Below are 21,101 nucleotides of genomic sequence, written 5' to 3' on the forward strand. Positions count from 1 at the left end.
ATGTCATTTCCGTTCGCCCAGCAACGCCCCGGCCAGCTACCGCGGATTCCCTTCACCCGTCGCGTGAAGAGCCGACTGAAACGGAAAGACAAACGGCGCTTCGCAGCGCTCGAACGGGCGGCGCGGCAGCTCATGCTCGACCCGCTCGAGCAGCGCGTGCTGCTGAACGGCGACGTCCTGGCGCTCGATCTCAGCGCGTATTATCAGGACAATCGCGACACCGACCTGCTGGTGCAACTGCACGAAGAGATCGAAGGCGAGGGCGAAACCGCCACCGAGGTGCAGCGGGTCCAGATCATTGACCGAAGCGGCGGCACGGTGCTGAGTTTCGGCGACCTCGCGGAGATCTCGGGCATCTCGATCACCGGCGGCGCGGGCAGCGACGTGATCACGCTGGACGGCCTGAGCTTCGGCGACCAGACGCCGCTCAGCTTCAGCTTCGACGGCGGCGAGGGGCTCGATGGCCTCGCCTTCGAGACGGCGAATGACGTAGAGTGGACCATCGGCGCGCCCGACGCGGGCGTGGCCACCGATGGCTTTGTCAGCCTCAGCTTCGACAATGTCGAGACCCTGACCGGCGCCGCCAACAACAACGACACCTTCACTCTGGATGCGAGCGGCGCCCTCTCCGGTGGGATCGACGGCGGCGACGGCGGCTTCGACACGCTGGTGATCGACGGCCAGCGCGAGAGCGTCACCTACCTGCCCGAGGATCCCAACAGCGGCAGCTTCCTGATCGACGGCACCGAACTGCGCTTCTCCGGGCTCGAGCCGGTCTACCTGACCAACACCGCGAGCACGATCACCATCGACATGCAGACGCTGCTGCCCGGCACGCAGAGCGCCTCGCTCGATCTCGATCCGGGCGGGTTCGACTTCATCATCGACGGGCCTGGGCTGGAAAGCCTCTCCTTCGACGCACCAACCGACAGCCTCTCCATCGTGAGCGAGTTCGGCCTGCTGAACCCCGACGTCGCGCTCAGCATCGACGGCTGGGACAGCACCGCGACCGAGGGCATGAACTTCAGCGTCCAGACTGAGTCCATCACCCTCGCCAGCGGCGTTTCGCTCGGGACCGCGCTGAATCCGCTGGGCGACGTGACGCTGGAGGCGTCGAACGCCGCGTCGGGGGTCGGGCTGACCCTGCTGCAACTCACCGGCATCGGCTCGGTCTCGGCCTCGCTCGACGTGCAGGGCGACATCCATTCCTCGGGCACCGTCGCGCTTTCGGCCCATGCCGAGCGCGTGCTCGACGCCACCGGGGATTTCTCGGATTTCAACTTCAGCGAGGGCAACCCGCTGCAGATGCCCACGGTCAGCGCCACAGCCAACGTGGCCGGCACGTCCGAGATCACCGCAGACGCCTTCCGCCTCGAAGCATCGACCCTGCTCGATGTCGAGATCGACGGCAGCCAGTCGGTGCTCGGATCCTTCGCCAACGCGGTGATCGCCGACGTAAGCACCCATGCCACCATCCAGTCGGGCGCCGAGATCAATGTCGGCAGCACGACCCTGCAGGGGGAGTCCGTCTCGGGTCTCGTGCGGGCGAGCGACAGCTCGTCGCTGATCCTCGACGTGACGCCGGACGAGGACGGCACCGAAGGCGCCGACGCCACCGGTATCATCAATTCCATGCTTGACGATTTCGAGGTCTCCATCGGCATCATGACGGTGACCCGCGACACGCAGGCGATCGTCGACGGCACCATCACCTCGGGCAACGCCTTCGCGATCGAGGCGATGAATGACGGCAGCTTCGAGAACAAGGTGCAGGCCTCGCTGATCGGCGCCACCTATCTCTATGCCTCGGATACCGTTCTGGCGCAGCTCACCGGCGACTTCACCGGGACGAGTCTGTCCGTCAGCGCAGGCAACAGCTCGAGCTATGACGTCACCGCCAAGATCTCGGTCAATACGATCAGCGGCAGCACCCGCGCGCTGGTCGAGGGGGGTACGATCTCGCTGGCCGGCGCGCTGAACGTGTCGGCGCTGGACACCAGCAGCCTCACCTCCATGTCGAACGATTTCGACGCCTATCTCGACGAGCTGACCGCCATCGACCTCAGCGAACAGTCGAACGCCGACATCAAGGTCGCCGCGGCGATCTCGGAGATGGACAAGACCGTCGAGGCGGCCATCGACGGCGCCTCGGTCAGCGCCACCGGCAACGTCACCGTCGAGGCCGAGAACGCCCAGACGCTGGTCTCTCGTGCCGAAGCGCTGAGCGTGCGCGACACCCGCAACACGCCCAGCAAGGCCAGCCTCGTGGCGAGCAGCAAGACCGTCGCCTTCGGCGGCACGCTGGCCTTCAACGAGATGCGCGGCGAGACCATCGCGGCGATCCGCAACGGGGCCGACGTGTCCGGCGACACCATCGCCGTGGGCGCCACAAACGCCGCCATCCTCGACACCTTCTCGGAGGCCTCGACCAAGGTCACCAGCGGCAACAACTCGGCAGTCGGGGTCAGCATCTCTTTCAACCTGATCGGCTTCGACATCGACGTGCTCGACGCCTTCGCGCTCGGCATCGACACATTGATCGGCATCAACCAGTATCTCGGCAACGAGGACCCGTCGAACGCGCATGCCTATGTCTCGGCCTCCGACGTGGCCGCCGCGGGCGCGCTCAGCGTCAGCGCCCGGAACGAGAGCCTGATCGACGCCACGGTGACCAATTCGGCCACCTCGCAGGCCTCGGACAGCGCCACCGCGAACCCGCTCTACGATGCGCAGGGCATGGGTTTTGCCCTGATCCTCGCCAACAACAAGATTGCCTCCGACGCGGTGGCCGAGATCGTCGATGCGCCGGCCGATGGCGCGATCACCGCCGGCGGCGCGCTCGACGTTACCGCCGAAGACACCACCACCCTCGCCTCGAACGCCAAGGTCACCTCTTCGTCGGTCACCACCAATGACGGCGGCCTTTCGGGTGTCGACGCCGCGCTCGGCACGTTGCTGCCCGCGACCTACAGCACCAACGGCGCCGAAGTGGTGGACTCCTCCGGCGCTCAGGTGGCGGGCCCGACATGGGCGGTCTCCTTCGGCGACCGCGTCGGGCTAGACTATGACTGGCTCGCCTTCAACGACGCCAACGGCCAGGCCGGCACGGTCTATGAATACATGGGCGACGGCACCGACCAGATCGATCTGCTGGACACCGATTTCGAGGACACCGATTTCTGGATGCGGGTGCCCGAGACCGAGCTGATCCCCACCGGGACCAACCTGTCGGACAGCGACAGCGTCGGCGTCGGCGGCATGGCGGTGCGCAACACCTTCGATGCGCAGGCGGTGGCCCGGATCTCGAACGCCGACGTGGAATCCGTCGGCGACATGACCGTGAAGGCCGTCGAGATGGCCAGCCTGACCTCGACCGGCGATGTCGGCGTGTCGAGCTCGGGCGGCGGTTCGGTGCAGGGCGACAAGGGCGACTCCGTCGCCGTGGGCGCGCTGATCGTGGTCAACACCGCCAATGCCAGTGCGCTGGCCACCGTCGAGCAATCCGCCGACGTGACCGCCACCGGAGGCCGCGTCACCGTGCAGGCAGACAACATCGCCTCGCTGGACGCACAGCTGGACGCGGCGATCAGCTCGGCCGGTGACAGTGTCGGTGTGCTCATCGCCTTCAACACGCTGGGCTACGAGGCCGAGAACATCCTGTTCCAAACCGTCGATGCGCTGATCGGCACCGATATCGGGGACAAGAGCTTCTCGGACGCCGAGGCGTGGATCATCGACAGCGACGTGGCCGGCCAGGCCGGCGTCACCGTCACCGCCACCAACTCGGCCGAACTGACCGCCCGCATCGGCACCGATGTCAGCTCGGACCCCTCTGCCTTCCAGGGCGCCGAAGCGATGGCGGCACAGGGCGTGCTGGCCTCGAACATGCTCGCCGGGGCGGCCAACGCCTTCATCGACGACACCGATGCCACGCCCTCGGGCGAGAGCGTCACCTCCGCCGCCGGCATGGTGCGCGTCGCCGCCAGCGACGAGGTCGTGCTCGAGAGCCAGACTCTGATCGACACCGGGGCCTCGCGGACCAATGACCTCGGTCTCGGGCTGTTGAACAACCTCGCGCAGGAACTGCTCGACACCTACCAGTACACCACCGAGTCCGGCTCTCCGGCGCTGGTCTTCGGCGACCGGGTCTTCATCGGCACCAACCATGCGAACAGCGACCTGCACGGTAAGCGGTTCCAGTACATGGGCTCCGGCGCTTCGGTGCCGCTGGCCACCGCCGATTACACCGATATCGACCTGTGGAAAGAGCTCGACGAGACCAACGTCATCCCCCCTGCCCTGATCGGCGTGGCGGCGAAGGGCGCAGGCATCAAGACCGGCTCGGCCAAGGCCTATTACGTCATGGTCAGCCGCAACGAGGCCGAGGGCGGCGCCAACGCCTATATCGACGATTACGATGTCACCGGCGCCTCGGTCTCGGTCGAGGCCCGCGAGCGCGCCACGATGAAGGCCGTCGATGGCTCCACCATCAACGCCACCGAGACCTATGGCGGCCTGATGGTCACCAACGAGCTGAACTCCCGCGCCTCGGCGCGGATCACCGAGAGCAACGTGACCGCCACCGCCGGCGACGTCTCCGTCGAGGCGCTGAACCTCGCGGTGCTCGATGCCACAACGCTCAGCTCGATGACCGGCGCCAGCGACGCGATCAACGTGGTCGTGGCATTCAATTCCGTGGGCTTCGACGGCAGCAACGTGCTGTTCCAGACCATCGACGCGATCCTCGGCTCGGACTACCTGATCGAGGCCGAGCCGGTGGGCGCGCAGGCCTATATCGAGGATGCCGTGGTCTCGGCCACGGGCGACGTCTCGGTCACGGCCGAAACCAGCGCCGAGCTGACCGACATCGCCTTCACCGACACCACCGCACAGCTGCTCGACGACATGGCCGACGAAAAGCTGCTCGACGACGAGGACGAAGCCGGCGATGCCGCCGCGCTCGAGAACCTGCAGGCCGAGTTCGAGGCCGCCGACATCGCCTTCGAGGGCAGCCTCTCGGTGGAGACCGTCGAGACCCAGTTCCGCTGGTATGTCTCGGACGACGTCGGCCGCACCTGGATCATCGAGAACCGCGAAGGCACGCTGGTGCTGCTCGAGGCCAACCTGCTCGACGCCCGCGTCGGCAACGAGACCTCGGCCATCGCCAAGAACAACCGCGCCCTGTTCGACGCCTATGTCGAAGGCTCCAAGGAGGACAACAAGGGCAAGGGCATCAAGGATCTGAAGTACGGCGCCAACGGCACGGCCGGCGGCGGTCTGCTGGCCACCAACCGCATCGCCTCGGACACCGCGGCGTGGATCAGCAACAGCACGACGACCAGCCATGACGATGCCGACACGCCCGAGACCCTCAGCACCGGCGAGACCGTCAGCGTGGGCGCAGAGGTCTACGAATATGTCGGCGAAACTCAGAGCGCCGACCAGAGCTTCCTCTATTCGTCGCGCAGCGACGTGCAGCTGCTCGAGGCCGGCGACCGCATCCGCATCCACGAGGATCACGGGGCGTGGTCCGAGGGCGATATCGTGGTCTATTCCGGCCCCACCCTCGCCTCGACCGAGACCGACCCGCGCGAGCCGGGTTACGACCGCATCGTGCTCTTTGACGTGATCGACGGCCAGCCCGGCGATTTCACCCTCGGCAACGCGCCCCTCAGCATCGACCTGACCGATCTGGCGCAGGATTACGCCAACAATGCCGACTGGCAGCAGAAGGACGACACCCTGCCCGAAGGCAGTGTCGCCGCCGGAGGCGAGATCACCGTGTCGGCCTCCGACAATGCCCATATCCGCGCCGACAGCAACATCGAGGTTTCGGCGGTGGTGTCCAACAACATGGACGCCTTCACCGCGCTCGCCAATCAGGCGCTGCAGAACGAGTACGTCTATACCTCGTTCTCCGGCACCCAGACCCTGATCGAAGGCAACGTCATCTATATCGGCTCCAATGGCGGCGCCGAGGCGGGCAAGTACTACCAGTATTCCGGCCCGATCCAGAGCTATGACCTTGCGGACATCCCGGCGCTGGATCTCGGCAACGAGGACAACTGGACGGTGCTCAACGGCAATGTCGAGCCGCAGGACATCTTCCCCAATGTCGGCAACCTCGCCGAGAGCAACTCGCGCGCGGTGGGCGGCATCGTGGTCACCAACGACGTGCGCTCCGAGGCCCGCGCCATGGTCGACAGCATCGATCTGACCGCCACCTCCGGCGGCATCACCGTCTCCTCAGAGGCCGACGCCACCATGCTGGCGCGGCTGACCTCCAACGTCACGTCCTCGGGCGGCAGCGCCTGGGGCACCGGCGAGTCGCTTGCGGTCAACGCCACCATCGCCACCAACATGGTGCGCGCCTCGGCCACCACACTGGTGCGCGACAGCGTGCTCGACGCGGGCGGCGCCATCGACATCCTCGCCGACAACCGCGCAGTGCTCGACGCCACCACCCAGACCGAGACCAACACCGGCGACACCGGCGTCGGCGTGACGCTGGCTTTCAACACGCTGGGCTGGGAGGCGTCGAACCTTCTGTTCAACGCGGTGGACGCGCTGGTCGGCGATCCGCTGATCTCCGAGGCGCTCGACGGCGAAGACCCCTCGATGGCCCGCGCGCTGGTGATCGACAGCGACCTCACCGCCGGCACCGACCTGACCGTCGAGGCGCTCTCGACCGAGAAGCTCAACGCCACCGTGTCGAACTCCACCGTCTCCGAGGCCTCGGCCCAGACCGATGCCAGCGGCAAGAGCGTCGGCGTGGTGCTGGCCTCGAACAAGGTGAGCGGCCGGGCCTACGCGGCGATCGACAACGAAGATGCCCCCGCCCTGACCGAGATCAGCGCGGGCGGCACCGTCACCGTGCGGGCTCAGGACGATATCGGCCTGTGGTCGAACTCGAAGCTGGTGAGCAGCTCGACCACCACCAACGATGGTGGACAGGCGGTCGCGGCCGAGACCCTCAACGATCTGCAACAGGCCGACTGGCTGGCGCTGAGCGGTGCCGGCCTCCAGGAGGTCACGGTCAAGTTCGGCGAGATGGTGCGCCTTGACGACGGCTATAGCGGCGGCGGCGTCGCGGGCGGTGTCTACGAGTATCTCGGCACCGAAAGCATCATTGATATCAACAGCGTCAACTACGAGGACAAGAACCTCTGGAAGCCCACGCAGACGACGCAGGGCATCCCGAGCTTCGGCAATGTCTCCGAGAGCGACTCCGTCGGCGTCGGCACACTGGTCGTGCTCAACGATCTGCGGTCGGATGTCGAGGCAGTGATCCGTGGCGCAACGGTCGGCTCTGATGACGGCGACATCGTCGTCGAGGCGATCGAGAACGCCACGATGGAGGCCAATGTCGATGCCTCCACATCCTCCTCTGGCGGCAGCAATCTCGGCGAGGGCACCTCCATCGCCTTCAACGGCGTGATCGCCACCAACGTCCTGCAGGGCGGCGCCGACGCGGCGGTGCTCGACAGCGCGCTGACCGCCGGCGACACCGGCAGCGGACTTGGCAACGTGCGGGTCGAGGCGATGAACACCGCCAACCTGACCGCCGAGAACCTCGCCATGGTCGGCAGCGGCGACACCGGCGTCGGTGTGCTTCTGGCCTTCAACTCGGTCGGCTGGGAGCCGTCGAACGTGCTGTTCAACACGCTCGACGGGATCCTCGGCGATCCGCTGATCTCCTCGGCCTTCAACGGCGAGGCACCGGTCGATGCCGAGGCCTACATCCTGAACTCCTCGGTCAGTGCCGCGGGCAAAGTCGAGGTGCTGGGCAGCAACGATGCCAAGATCATCGCCACCACCAGCAACGAGGCCACATCCGCCGCCGCGGCGCTGGAGAACGCCAGCGGCACCGCCGTGGGCGCCATCGTGGCGACCAACAAGGTGTCGGGCGCGGCCAAGGCCTATATCGACGTGGCCAACCTGCGCGCCGCCGACGGCGCCCAGAGGGTCGAGACCGGCGACCGTGTGATCGCGCTCGACGGTACGGTCTACGAATACAGCGGCCCCGAGGCGGTGATCGACCTCGCCTCCGAGAGCTTCGGCGCCACGCTCTGGACCGATGTCGGCGACGACACGGGCTATGCCAACGACATCGACGCCGGCAGCGGCGTGCGGGTCGAGGCCACCGACTACAACCTGATCGACGTCACCAACACGCTCGAGGTGACCACAACGGTCACCAACGACGCGGGTCTCGGCATCATCTTCACGTCGCTCGAGAACGTGGTCAACGAGTACCAGTACACCACCCGCTCGGGCGTGCAGCGCGGCGTGACCTTCGGCGACATGGTCTACATCGCCGACGATTACGACGCCAACAAAGCCGAGCCCGAGGCGCTCTACATCTATTTCGGCGCCGACCAGACCGGCACCGACGTGGATCTTTCCACGCTCGACTACGATGCCGATGCCGACTGGGTGAAGATCGACCCGCTCGATATCGAGAGCCTGCTGCCGCCTGGCATCAACCTCAACTTCTCGGAATCCGATGCTACTGCAGGTGGCGGCATGGCCGCCATGAATGACGTGCGCGGCGGCGTCATTGCCCGCGTCGACGAGGCCACTGTCGACACAGCAACCGGCGACATCGCCATCACCGCCACCGAGAATGCCGGCATCGAGGCACACAATATCGGCGATGTCTCCGCCGATGGCGGCAGCGCCTTCGGCGAGGGCGGCACCACGCTCGCGGTCAACGCGCTGATCGCCACCAACGTGGTGCTCTCGACCGCCGAGGCTTCGCTCGAGGACAGCGATGTCGACAGCGCGCTCGGAGCGGTCACGGTCGAGGCGGCGAACACCGCCGTCATCGACAGTGACATCGACATGACCACCGTGGCCGAGGGCGGCGGCGAGAGCTACGGCATCGGCGTCACACTGGCCTTCAACTCGGTCGGGGTGAACAGCCAGAACCTGCTGTTCAACACCATTGACGCCCTGTTCGGCCTGCTGCCCGCCGACGAGATCCCGGCGATGGCCTCGGCCAGCATCGAACGCAGCGAGGTCACCGCCGAGACCGGGGTCTCGGTCGACGCCACCAGCGACATGGACCTGACCGCGGATATCCTGAACGCGGCGCTCGCCACCTCCATCGCGCTCGAGGACAACACCTCGATCACCGTGGCGCCCATCGTGGCGCTGAACCGGGGCAGCTCGGCCGCCGAAGCGCAGATCCTCAACGCGCCCACGGTCGAGACCGCCACCGGCAACGTCTCGGTCTCGGCGATCGACACCAGCTTCATCCACGCCGAGAACATCGCAGCCTCCGCCTCCATCGCGGTCGGCACCGGCAAGTCGCTCTCGGTGGCCGTGGCCACCTCGATCGCCCGCAACACCCTGCGCAACACCGTGGACGCGGGCATCGCGTCGAGCGGCGTCGAGGCGACAACCGGCGAGATCGCCCTCATCGCCAGCCGCGACGGGGTGATCGAATCCACCGCCGCCGCGGTCGCGGCCAGCGTCTCGGGCGCGGCGGACGGCAACGCGGTTGGCGTGTCGGTCGGCGGCGCGGTCGCGGTCAACCGCCTGTTCGGCGGCGCCGAGGCCAGCATCGTGGACAGCGATCTCGTGGCGAACTCCGTTTCGATCCAGGCGGAATCCGTCTCGCGCATCGACGCCACCGTGGTCGCCGTCGCCGCTTCGGTCTCGGTCTCCGCCTCGGGCGACAGCACAGCGGTGGCCATCGGCGCCTCGGTCTCCGACAACATGATCGGCTGGCAGGACACTGCCGTCGCCGCAGACCACCAGAGCGACGACAGCACAGCGCTGGCCGAAGGCGACGTGGTCGAGGTCACCGAAGGGGCGCATCGCGGGCGCTTCTACGAATATATCGGCGCGGGTCAGGCCAGCGCCGTCGATCTCTCGGTCGAGGATTACGGCGACACCCAGAAGTGGAAGCAGGTCGGCCTCTCGCGCGAGGGCGCGCTGACTTCGGCGCATCTCGACGACAGCAGCATCACCACCGGGCTCGGCGCCGACGCGGCGCTCGAGATCGAAGCCCTGACCCAGCAGAGCATCAGCTCGCTGGTGCTGGCGGGCGCCGTGGCGGTGGCGGTTGGCAAGTCGGGCACCGCCGTGGGCGGCAGCGGCAGCTTCTCGCGCAACCGCATCGCATCGGATGCCGCGGCCTATATCAGCGGCGACGGCGGCAGCACGCTGGAACTCGCCACCGGAAGGGTGCAGGCCTTCGACCGCTCGACCATCGACAGCATCACCGGTGCGGCCTCGGTGGCCGTGGGCGTCGGCACCTCGGCCAACGCGGTCTCGGTGGCCTTCGGTGTGGCGATCTCGATGAACGAGATCTCCAACCAGGCAGAAGCCTATGTCGCCGACGCCGATGTCGCGGTCAGCGGCACCGGCGCGGTCGAGCCGCTCGACACCACCTCGCTGATCGTCTCGGCCGAAACCTCGGCGGGCGAAAGCTTCAGTGTCGGCTCGCCCGGCTTCGATGGCGACGACCTCGACAACGCCGCCGAAGCGGCGATGGTCAACGACGACAACGGCACGCCCGAGGACGAGGAAGACGACACCGTTTCGCGCGATGCCGCCGATCTCGCCGCCGACACCGCGATCCTCGACGATCTGCGCGATGCGCTGAACGGCGCGCTCGGACCGCAGGACCAGGTCTCGGACACCGACACGCTGCGCGTCTCGAGCGCCGGCTTCGGCAAGTGGCTCGCCGTGGTCGAGGACAGCAACGGCGATGGCGAGGGCGCGGGCCGCAGCTTCGTGCTGAGCTTCGACAACGGCGATCTGGTGGTCGAGCGCACCACCATCAACGCCATCGCCGCGGCCGCCTCGGTCTCGGTTTCGGTCAGCTCGTCCAACTCGATCTCCGTCAGCGGCGCCGGTGCCTATGCCGAGAACGTCGTGACCTCGGCCGCGCTGGCCCATATCGACAATGCCACGGTCGGCACCGCTGGCGACGTGGTGGTCGACGCACAGGGCGACAGCACCATCAATGCCACGGTGATCGCCGCATCCGCCGCCGTGGCCGTCTCGGGTTCGACCGGTGTCGGCGCCTCGATCGGCGTCGCCATCGCGCGCAACTTCCTCGGGCAGGACCGCTTGGGCAACGAGGACGCGCTCGAGGTGAAGGCCTATCTCTCCGACAGCAGCGTCAACGCCGGCGGCGATCTCATCCTCACCGCAGACGCGGCGCAGAGCATCAACGCGCTGACCTTCGCGGGCTCGGTCGCGGTGTCGGTCGGCTCCACCGGTGTTGCGGTCTCGGGTTCGGGCGTGTGGAACGAGAACGCCATCAATGTCGACGTGCTCGCCGCCATCGACGGCGACGCGGGCGCTCTGGCGGATGATACGCAAGGCGACGCGATCACCGTCTCGGCCACGAACACTTCCGAGATCAATGCCTTTGCGGGAGCGGCCTCGGTCGCGGTCGCGGTGGGCAGCACCGGCGTCGGGGTCTCCATCGGGCTCGGCCTCGGACAGAACGACATCGGCGGCACCGTCATCGCTCGCATCCAGAACGCCGATGACGGCGTGACCGCGCGCAGCGGCGACGTGACCGTGGCGGCGGACAATGCCGCCGACATCTCGGCCTTCGCAGGTGCCGCCTCCATCGCCGCAAGCTTCGGGCAGACCGCCGTCGCAGTCTCGGGCGCCGGCGCCGAGGCCACCAACCGCATCGGCAGCGAGACCCGCGCGCTGATCTCGGGCAGTGACGTGACCGCCACGCTGGGCGGCGTCTCGGTGACCTCCGAGGCTTCGGGCGACATCGACGCAATCGTCATCGCCGCGTCTGCCGCCGTTGCGGTGGGCCAGACCGGAGTCGGCGCTTCGATCGGCGTCGCGGTGTCGCGCAACCTGATCGGCTACCAGCAGGGCACCGTGGCCTATGGCAACACCACCGGCGACAGTGTCACCCAGCTGACCCAGAATTCGACCACCGTCCTGATCGTGCAGGGCGCCCGCAAGGGCGACGTCTACCGCTATATCGGCGACACGGTGACCGAGGCCGACAACGTCATCGACGAAGATGACAATACCGCGCCCTACGCTCTGAATTCGCAGGATTACGGCAACACCGACCTGTGGGAGCTGGTGAATCTCGACGAGGCCGCGGCCATCGTCGACGCCGCCATCGTCAGCAGCGACGTGACCGCGGATGGCGGGGTCACCGTCGATGCGCTGAGCACTCAGGCGATCAGGGCGGCGAGCCTCGCCGGCGCGGTTGCCGTGGCTGGCGGACAGGTCGGCGTGGCGGTCTCGGGCAGCGGCTCGGCGGTCGAGAACCGCATCAACTCGGACGTCTCGGCCCGCATCGCGGGCGCCGCGACCGACATGCAGGCCGACCACGTGGTGGTCAATGCCGACGACATCTCCTCCATCGACGCGGTCTCGGCGGCGATGGCGATCTCGGCGGCCTTCGGCCAGACCGGCGTTGCGGTGTCCATCGGGATCTCGGTCGCGATCAACAACATCGCCAACGATGTCACCGCCACCATTGCCGATGGTGCGGTCAGCACCAGCGGCGCGCAGGGCATCATCATCAGTGCCTCGACGCCCGAGTTGCCGATCGACGCGCCCGTCGCCGACGTGGTGATCCCGGTGAGCGTCAGCGATCTCGATGACCTCGCGGTGGCCGAAATGGACGGCGAGGAGACCCGCGACGAAGTCGATTTCGCCGCCGACGCAATCCTCGCGGAGGACATTGCCGACGCGCTTCGCGGACAGGGCTTCGAAATCGTCGGCACGGTCAAGGTCGCGGCCCTCGAAGAGGGCGAGCGCTGGACCGCGATCGACGAGGAAGGCAGATCGGTCGCGCTCAGCCTCGTGAACGGACAGATCCTCGCCAGCAAGGCCGGCATCAACGCAGTCTCCGGCGCGGCGGCGCTCTCGGTCGCGGCAGGCCAGATCGGGGTCGGCATCGCCGGGGCCGGTGCGGTGGCGCTCAACGCCATCCAGACCAACGTCGCGGCCTCCACCTCGGGCGCCGATCTCACCACGACCGGCAGCGGCGACGTGGTGATCGACGCGCGCTCGGATGTCGAGATCAACGCCGCCGTGCTGGCGGTCTCCGCCGCCGTGGCCGCGGGCCAGGTGGGCGTCGGCGTGGGCATCGGCGTCTCGGTGGCGCGCAACTTCATCGGTCGCGACCTCACCGGCAACACCGTCGCCGATACCGGCGCGGTCTCGGCCTTTGCCTCGGACACGACGATGGATCTGAGCGGCGATCTGACGATCCACGCTGAGAGCGCCCAGTCTATCCGCGCTCTGACCTTCGCCGGCGCCGCAGCGGTCGCCGCCGGTCAGGTCGGCGTCGGGGTCGCAGGTTCCGGCGCCTATGCCGAGAACGTCATCGACGCCACCACCGAGGCCTATATCGACGGCGACGGCACTGGCATCAGCGCCTCGGCGGTCAGCGTTTCGGCCGAGGATGCCTCGACCATCGACGCCTATGGCGGCTCGGTGGCCGTGGCAGCGGGCTTCGGCATGGTGGGCGTGGCGGTCTCTGCCGGCATCGGCATCGGCTTCAACGCCATCGGCAGCGACGTGCTGGCCGAGATCCGCAACACCGATGACGGGGTCGAGAGCACCGCAGGCGCCGTCACCATCGAGGCGATGAACACCGCCGCGATCACCGCCGGAACCGCCGCCGCCGCCCTTGCGGTGTCGGGCGGGCTCGTCGGGGTGAGCTTCGCAGGCGCCGGCGCCTACGCCGAGAACGAGATTACCGGCGCCACCGCCGCGCGGATCACGGATGCCACCGTGGATGCACAGACCGACGTGCTGGTGAGCGCCGAGAGCGATGCCACCATCGACGCCATCGTGCTGTCCGCCGCCGCGGCCATCGGCGTCGGCGCGGGGGGCTTCGGCGCCTCGATCGGCGTCAGCCTCGCCGAGAACCGCATCGGCAACGGCGACGGATCGGGCGTGTTCGCCGCCATCGACGGCAGCACGGTCACCGCCGGCGGCGATGTCGACGTGCTGGCCAAGATGGACGACGCGACCATCGATGCCACCGTTGTGGCGCTTTCGGTCGCCATTGCAGGCGGCGCCGTGGCCGGCGCCGCCGCGGGCAGCGGCTCGGACGCGCTGAACGCGATCGACTACGCCGTCATCGCCGAGATCGACGACAGCGGCGTCACCGCCTCGGGCAACACCGTCACCGTCGATGCGCAGGACAATTCGGTCATCGACAGCTTCGTCGGCGCTGCCAGCGTCGCGGGTTCCGCCGGTCTCGTGGGAGGCTCGGTCTCCATCGCCGTGGGCCTGTCGGAGAACAGCGTCGACAACACGATCCGCGCGCAGGTCGACAATTCCGATGTCACCGCCGCCGATCTCGCGGTCAATGCCGAGGATGACAGCGACACCTACGCCGCCGCGGCCGCCGCCGCCGTCTCGGCCTCGATCTCGCTGGGCTTCAGCGTTGCCGGCGCCGGCACCGAGGTGCGCGGGCGCAACAGCTCGACCACCGAGGCGCTGGTCTCGGGCAGCGGCACCGACGACGTCATCACGCTCTCGGGTGACATGTCCGTCACTGCCGAGGCCCGTCCGCGGGTCGAGGCCGAAACCGTCACCGCCTCGCTGTCTCTGGGCTTTGCCGCCTTCGGCGCGGCAGGCAGCTTTGTCGATCTTGACGTGACACCGGAGGTCACCGCAAGCGTCACCGGCGTGCAGGTCGATGCCACCGACGTCGCCATCGGCGCCACCTCGCGCGCCATGGCCGACGGCTTCGCCGTGGGCGTGTCTCTGGCCTCGGGCTTTGCCGCATCGGCCAATTTCGTCGATGTCCTCGTCGCCAGCGACGTCACCGCCACCGGCGGCGGCACGATGACGGTGGACACTCTCAGTGTCGAAGCGCGCACCGACGAATTCAACAACAATACCAATGCGATAGCCGAGGCGCATGCCGCCGCGGGCGGCCTCATCGGCGCAACCTCCACGCTGGCGGAAACCCGGGTCGAGGACAACGTCACCGCGCAGATCGGTGCCAATGCCGATATCACCGCGCTGATCGTGGTCGACGTGGCAGCCATCGCGGACAGCTCGCAATACGCCGACGCCAACTCCGCCGCCTTCGGCCTGGTGGGGATCGGCGCCTCGATCGCCAATGCCGACGCCGATGTCAGCTCGACCGCGCGGGTCGGCAACAATGCCGATATTTCCGCCGCGCTGGTCAACGTCAGCGCCGACGGCGAGGCCGAGGCCACCGCCGACACCCGCGCGGGGTCCGGTGGCGCGGTTGCCGGCGCTGGCGCGGCGCCCACCGCCACCATCGATGCGGACGTTCTTGCCCAGATTAACGACGGCGCAGAAATCGATGTCGCGACCAACAACGCCTCGATCCTCGCCTATTACGCCGACCAGATCGACGAGGTGCCCGGCGGGCTCAATGTCACCGCCGCCTTCACCTCGCGCCCCAACGCGCTGGTCAAGACCGACAGCTACGGCCTGATCGCCGGCAGCGGCGCCGAGGCCAACACCGACGTGACCGCCGACGTGGTGGTCCGTTTCGGCACCGCCGACGACGACTCCACCGGTGCCAACGTCACCGCCGAAAGCATCTTCGCCGCCGCCACCAACACCGTCGTCAAGGACGGCGTGAGCGGCAACCATCTCGATGGCGATGCCGGCGGTCTTGCCAGCGGCGCGCTGTCCTCGTCGCAGATCGACATTGCCCTCACCACGCAGGTCGTCGTCGACGATCACAGCCAGATCACCACCACGGATGCATACGGCAGCTTCACCGCCAAGGCCTTCAACGCGCTCGACATCGAGGATGACGTGGCGCTGTTCACCGCCGGCGCGCTTTCGGGCGCAGGCGCCTATATCGACCTGCATGCCGACACGCTGCTGGCCGAGATCGTGGTCGGCGACGACGCGGTGATTGACGCGGCGGGCCAGTTGATCCTCGAGGCCAACGGCCTTCACGACATCGACCTGCATTCGAAGTCCGAGACCTATGGCCTCGGCACCGTGGCGCTGGGTCATGCCAAGATCGACCTCGCCCCCGACAACCTCATCACCATCGGCGGCACCGTCACCGCCGGGCGCGATGCATACCTGACCACCGGCACCGATATGGACCGCCGGATCTATGACCACAGCCTCAAGGCTCGGGTCGACAATTTCGCCGGCTCGCTGATCCCGATCGACGATCTCGAGACCCGCGCGGTGGTCATCACCGACAACACCATCACCGTCGAAAGCGGCGCGCTGCTCGAGGGGTATGCCAATATCAACCTGTTCTCCGACGAGCTTGGCATCGCCAATCTCGACGTGAAGGCCAAGGGTGTGAACTGGGCATCGGCGGTGGGCGATGCCATCGATTCCGCGCTTGGCGGCAACAACGCCAATCTCGGGCCGGGCTTCGGCGCCGCTGTGGCGCGTGGCAGCGTGGTCAATGACGGCACGATCCGCACCGGCGCACAGCGCAACAAGGATCTCACGATCACCTTCGACGCCAACACCAACAGCTTCATCGGCACCTCCACCACCAGCGCCGGCGTACAAACCTGGACCTTCGATCCCGGCTCGATCACCGGGCCCGACAGCACCGGCAGCTTCGACCTCACCACCAACGGGCAAGAGTCGGACATTCCCTTCACGGTGAAGCTCGAGCAGGTCGAGACGACACGCTCGGCCCAGCTCGACATCGCGCGCGAGAACCTCGCGCTCTACAACGTCACCGACGCGGATGGAGAACTGGTCAACGAGGACCTCGTGCAGTTCTACCAGGACCAGATCGAGCGCATCCTCGAGGAAATGCTGGCCTTCGGCGAGGCCAACTGGTTCGACAACAATGGCAATGGTGTGATCGACATCGATCAGGACGAGCTGGTGGCGCTGCAACCGACGGTGCAGGTCATCGAGGTCGACCCGGTCTTCGCGCAGGCGGGCCTTGTCGAGATCATCACCGACCAGCTCTACGGCTCGGGCACCTTCGACACGCCGCGCGACGCCTCGATCAACATCACCAACCAGACCGCCGCCTATCTCGTGATCAACGGGGCCGAAATCCCCGAGGTCAATGGCGGGGTCTATTTCAACAGCGTCGACGTCTCGATGCTTGGCGATCCCGGCGCGGCGATCCTTGCCGAGAATGCCGAGGTGCTCGAGGATGACGGCGGCTACTGGACCACGATCGCACCCAATTTCGGCTTTACCGCCGCCTCGACCACGCCTTCGGGCGGCGTGCCCGAGATCAACATCACCATCGATTACGACGCGCTCGGCGCGGTGCTCAACGATGGCGATCCCAACACCAACACCGCCGTGTGGCCCGACCTATTCATCGAAGGCCCGGTGCTCAACCTGCGTGGCGACATCACGCTCGACAACAACTCGGGCTACGGATCGTCCACCGGCTCGGTGATCATCAATGCCGAGGTAAACGGCCTCGAGGTGCGCACCCTGTCGAACGGCACCACGATCCTCGACACCGGCGCGACGCAAGACCACCTTGCCGGCGAGCCCTACGCGAAGTGGAAGACTTCGGACCTGACCGGCGACGACTATGTCAACCGCACCGCCGGGATGGAGAACGCCGAGGAGGTCGATCAGACCGCCATCGACGACTTCCTCGCGGTGACGCCCACCGAGGCGTCGATCACCGGTGACCGGATCTATATCGAGAGCCAGTATCTCAACATCAACGGCATCATCCAGTCGGGTGAGGAGGACTTCCACGTCACCCTCGACGACACCACCCGCGCCAAGATCGACGAGCATCGTCAGAGCGGCTCGTCGACCACCATCCTGCTGCCGACCACCAACCCCGATTTCCAGATCTATTTCGACCCGACCGCGAATGCCGGGCTTGGCGCGGTACTCGTCACGCCGCTGCGTCCCGGCGGCGGCTATGTCGACATCACCGCACGGGTGATGAACACCCGCAACGGTGAGATCATCGTCTATGGCGGCTATCCCGAGATCGAGATCACCAACAGCATGGTGTTCGCGGGCGGCTACACCCCCGAGATCATCGTGCAGGAGCTTGACGCCACCACCCGCGGCACCGGCGAGCTGATCATCAAGGACCTGGCCAAGCCGGATACCAACGGCGTGCCTTACACCACGATCTACCAGGTCAACGACGACGGCGTGGTCGAGATCAGCGACAATGGCGGCGGCTTCGTCGGCCAGGGCTCGGACAAGGAGTTCACCTACACCCCGGAAGCCGGCTACCGCTACGGCTGGATGCTGGCGCAGGGCACCCGCGAGGTGCTGGTCGAGGAGTGGACCGAGGGCGACTGGCTCGGCATCGACGCCTTCGCCCCCGACAGCCGCGCGCCCGACCGCACCGACAGCACCAAGACCGAGGGCGAGCTTGTCCCGGATTCCAACTACTTCTATCTCGACACCGCCAAGGATGGCGACGCCTACACCTATGACAGCGTGGAGGTGGTTGGCAACGTGAACGGGCCGAACCGCACCGGCTATGACCACTGGTCGACCTGGTACGGCACCAACTACAGCTGGTTCCAGTACACGACCGTCACCGACAGCGTCGAATACGTGACCCACACCATCGAGGCCGACCGCCCGGTGGGGATCACCTTCATCGGCCACGATGCCGGCTCGATCGTCGTCAATGCCGGGGCCTCGGACATCACCGTCGACGGGCCGCTGCGCAACGCATACGGCCACACCCAGCTCAACACCACCGGGGTGATCACCACCAACACCGGCGGTGCGATCTCGGGCGAGATCGGCGGCCGCACCATCGGCCTCAGCGCCCGCGCCATCGGCAGCGCCTTCGAGGACGTGCACGTCAACCTCTCGGATATCGAGGGTGTCACCGGACAGCGCATCGATGCCACCGCGAGCGACGGCATCGTCAGCCTCTACGAGACCGTCGGCGACTTGACGCTGGGCATGATCTCGGCAGCGAATGGCGGCTATGACGCGGTGATCACTTCGGCGGGCTCGATCCTTGCCGCGTCCAGCAACCACGGGATCGTCGGCGATGCCATCGACCTGATCGCCGAGGATGGCGACATCGGCGCCTCGGCGCGCGCCATCCAGATCGACACCGGCACCCGCGACCAGTCGCTGCTGACCGCGACGGCGCTGCAGGGCGCGGTCTACGTGGTCGAGACCGATGGCGACCTGCGGCTCTTCAAGATCCAGGCCCAGGGCGATGTCTATCTCGGCGTGCTCTCCGGCGACCTGCTTGACGGCAACCAGATCGAGGAGACCGATGAACGCGCCGTCTCGGAGCTGCGCGACGGTGTCTGGGGGGCGCTCAAGCTCACCGATTACGAGACCGACGAGAACGGCGTCGAGGTCTATACCGGTAACGCCACCGACAAGCTCAACGAGGTCAAGGACACGCTCGCCAACGCCAAGACCTCGGAGTACCAACAGTATTGGCAGACCCGCCTCGCGCAGGTCGAGGAATACCGTCTCGATCTGGCCGAGGCCAATCCCGGCTGGGACGACGCCACGCTCGACGCCGCGGCGGCGGACTTCTATCTTACCTTCCGGCCCGGTTCCTCGGAATACGATGCGGCTCAGATGCTGCTGCTGACCGAGGACGAGGAAGCCTATTACGAGGAGTTCTACACCGCGCAGGCGATCTCGGAGGGGGCCGGAGACGTGGCCGCCTATGTTGCCAACGCGATCCTGACACTGCGCACCAGCCGCACCGAGCAGTATCGCAACCTCGACGCCGTCTGGGGCAGCTATACCGGCGGGATCTCGAACCCGCTTGATCCGGATGTCTATGACGAGACGTGGGAATACGAGCTCACCACCGAAGAGAACGAGCTGATCGAGAGCTCGATCAAGATCTGGACCGAGGACGAGCTGATCAACGCCATCGGCGCGGGCCTTCTGGTGCCGGTGACCGACACCGACACGGTGATCGAGGATCCCAACATCGTCGGCGCCAATGTCGAGCTCGACGTCTCGGGCCAGATCGGCGCCACCGAGGGCTTCGAGTCCATCGCCATCGACCCCGACACCGAACTCACGCCCGATGAGCGCGTGCTGCTCTCGGCGGCCGAGCGTGACGACCTGTTCTTCCTGACCACCGACCGCTTCGGCGCGACCGTCGATTTTGACGCCTCGGCCAACACCATCACCCGCAGCGCGGGCACCTGGGACAGCGACCTCGTCGGTCAGGTCATCCAAGTGGAGGGCAACAGCGCCAACGCCACCGAGGAAGGCCCGTTCTACACCGTGGAAGCGATCACCAACGGCGGCACGACGCTTCAACTCGACACCTCGCGCGTGCTGCTGACGTCGTCGGAGACCAACGTCGCGGTGCATGTCTCGGGCCTCGCGCTCGATCCGCGCGGCGTCGACCTTCAGGACATGACCGTCGACATCTCGGGCAACACGATCACGCTGCTCAGCGGCAACGGAGACTTCTCGGACTACCGCGCCGGGATGAAGCTGATCCTCGCCGGCGACACCGAGAACGCCAACGATTACGAGACGCTCTACGAGATAACCGCTGCCACGGCCACCACGATCACCGTGGACGGCCCCGCGCTCACCACCGAGACCGACGTCACGCTCGACGTGAACGAGTATGTCGAGCTGTCGATGGTGCAGGTGCAGCTGCGCGAGGATCTCGACATCGTGGTGACCGGCCAGCTGGATGTCACCGCAGGCGGCGAGAGCTATGTGGGCTCGGAATCCGCCATCGAGCTTGGCTCGCTGAATGTCGACGGCAACCTCCGGGTGCGGGCGCAGGGCGAGCTGAGCAACGGCGGCAACAGCACCTCGACCAACATCACCTCCGACAACCTCGTGCTCGAGTCCGGCGATGGCGGCATCGGCAGCGACGGCATGGTCTATGTCGACCAGACCGTCGGCGCGACCCTGACCGCGCGCGGCACCGGCGACATCAACATCACCGAGCGCGCCGGCGACATGAACATCAACACGGTCTACTCGGCAGGCGGCGACGTCACGCTGGTGGCCGACGGCTCGATCCTCGATCACAACAACACCGAGTTCGTCAACATCGAGGCCGACAGCATCACGCTCACGGCACAGACCGGCTCCATCGGCGTGGTCGGCAACGCGCTGGAGGTCGAGGCGCGCGGCGATCTGGGCGACGATCTCGGTCTGCTGACGCTCACCGCCGAGGGCGACGTGATCGTCTA

Annotated in this window: 1 protein-coding gene (only partly in view); it reads left to right on the forward strand. The window is 67.0% G+C overall.

Annotated features, from left to right (window positions below; all coding sequences use genetic code 11):
- Positions 1-21,101: the 5' portion of a hypothetical protein gene (locus R2601_RS20460; RefSeq protein WP_144266937.1), read on the forward strand. The gene runs 9,022 nt beyond the window's last position; the window shows 21,101 of its 30,123 coding nt (coding positions 1-21,101); its start codon is at positions 1-3; its stop codon lies off the right edge, out of view.

This window comes from Salipiger bermudensis HTCC2601, assembly GCF_000153725.1.
Lineage (GTDB): Bacteria > Pseudomonadota > Alphaproteobacteria > Rhodobacterales > Rhodobacteraceae > Salipiger > Salipiger bermudensis.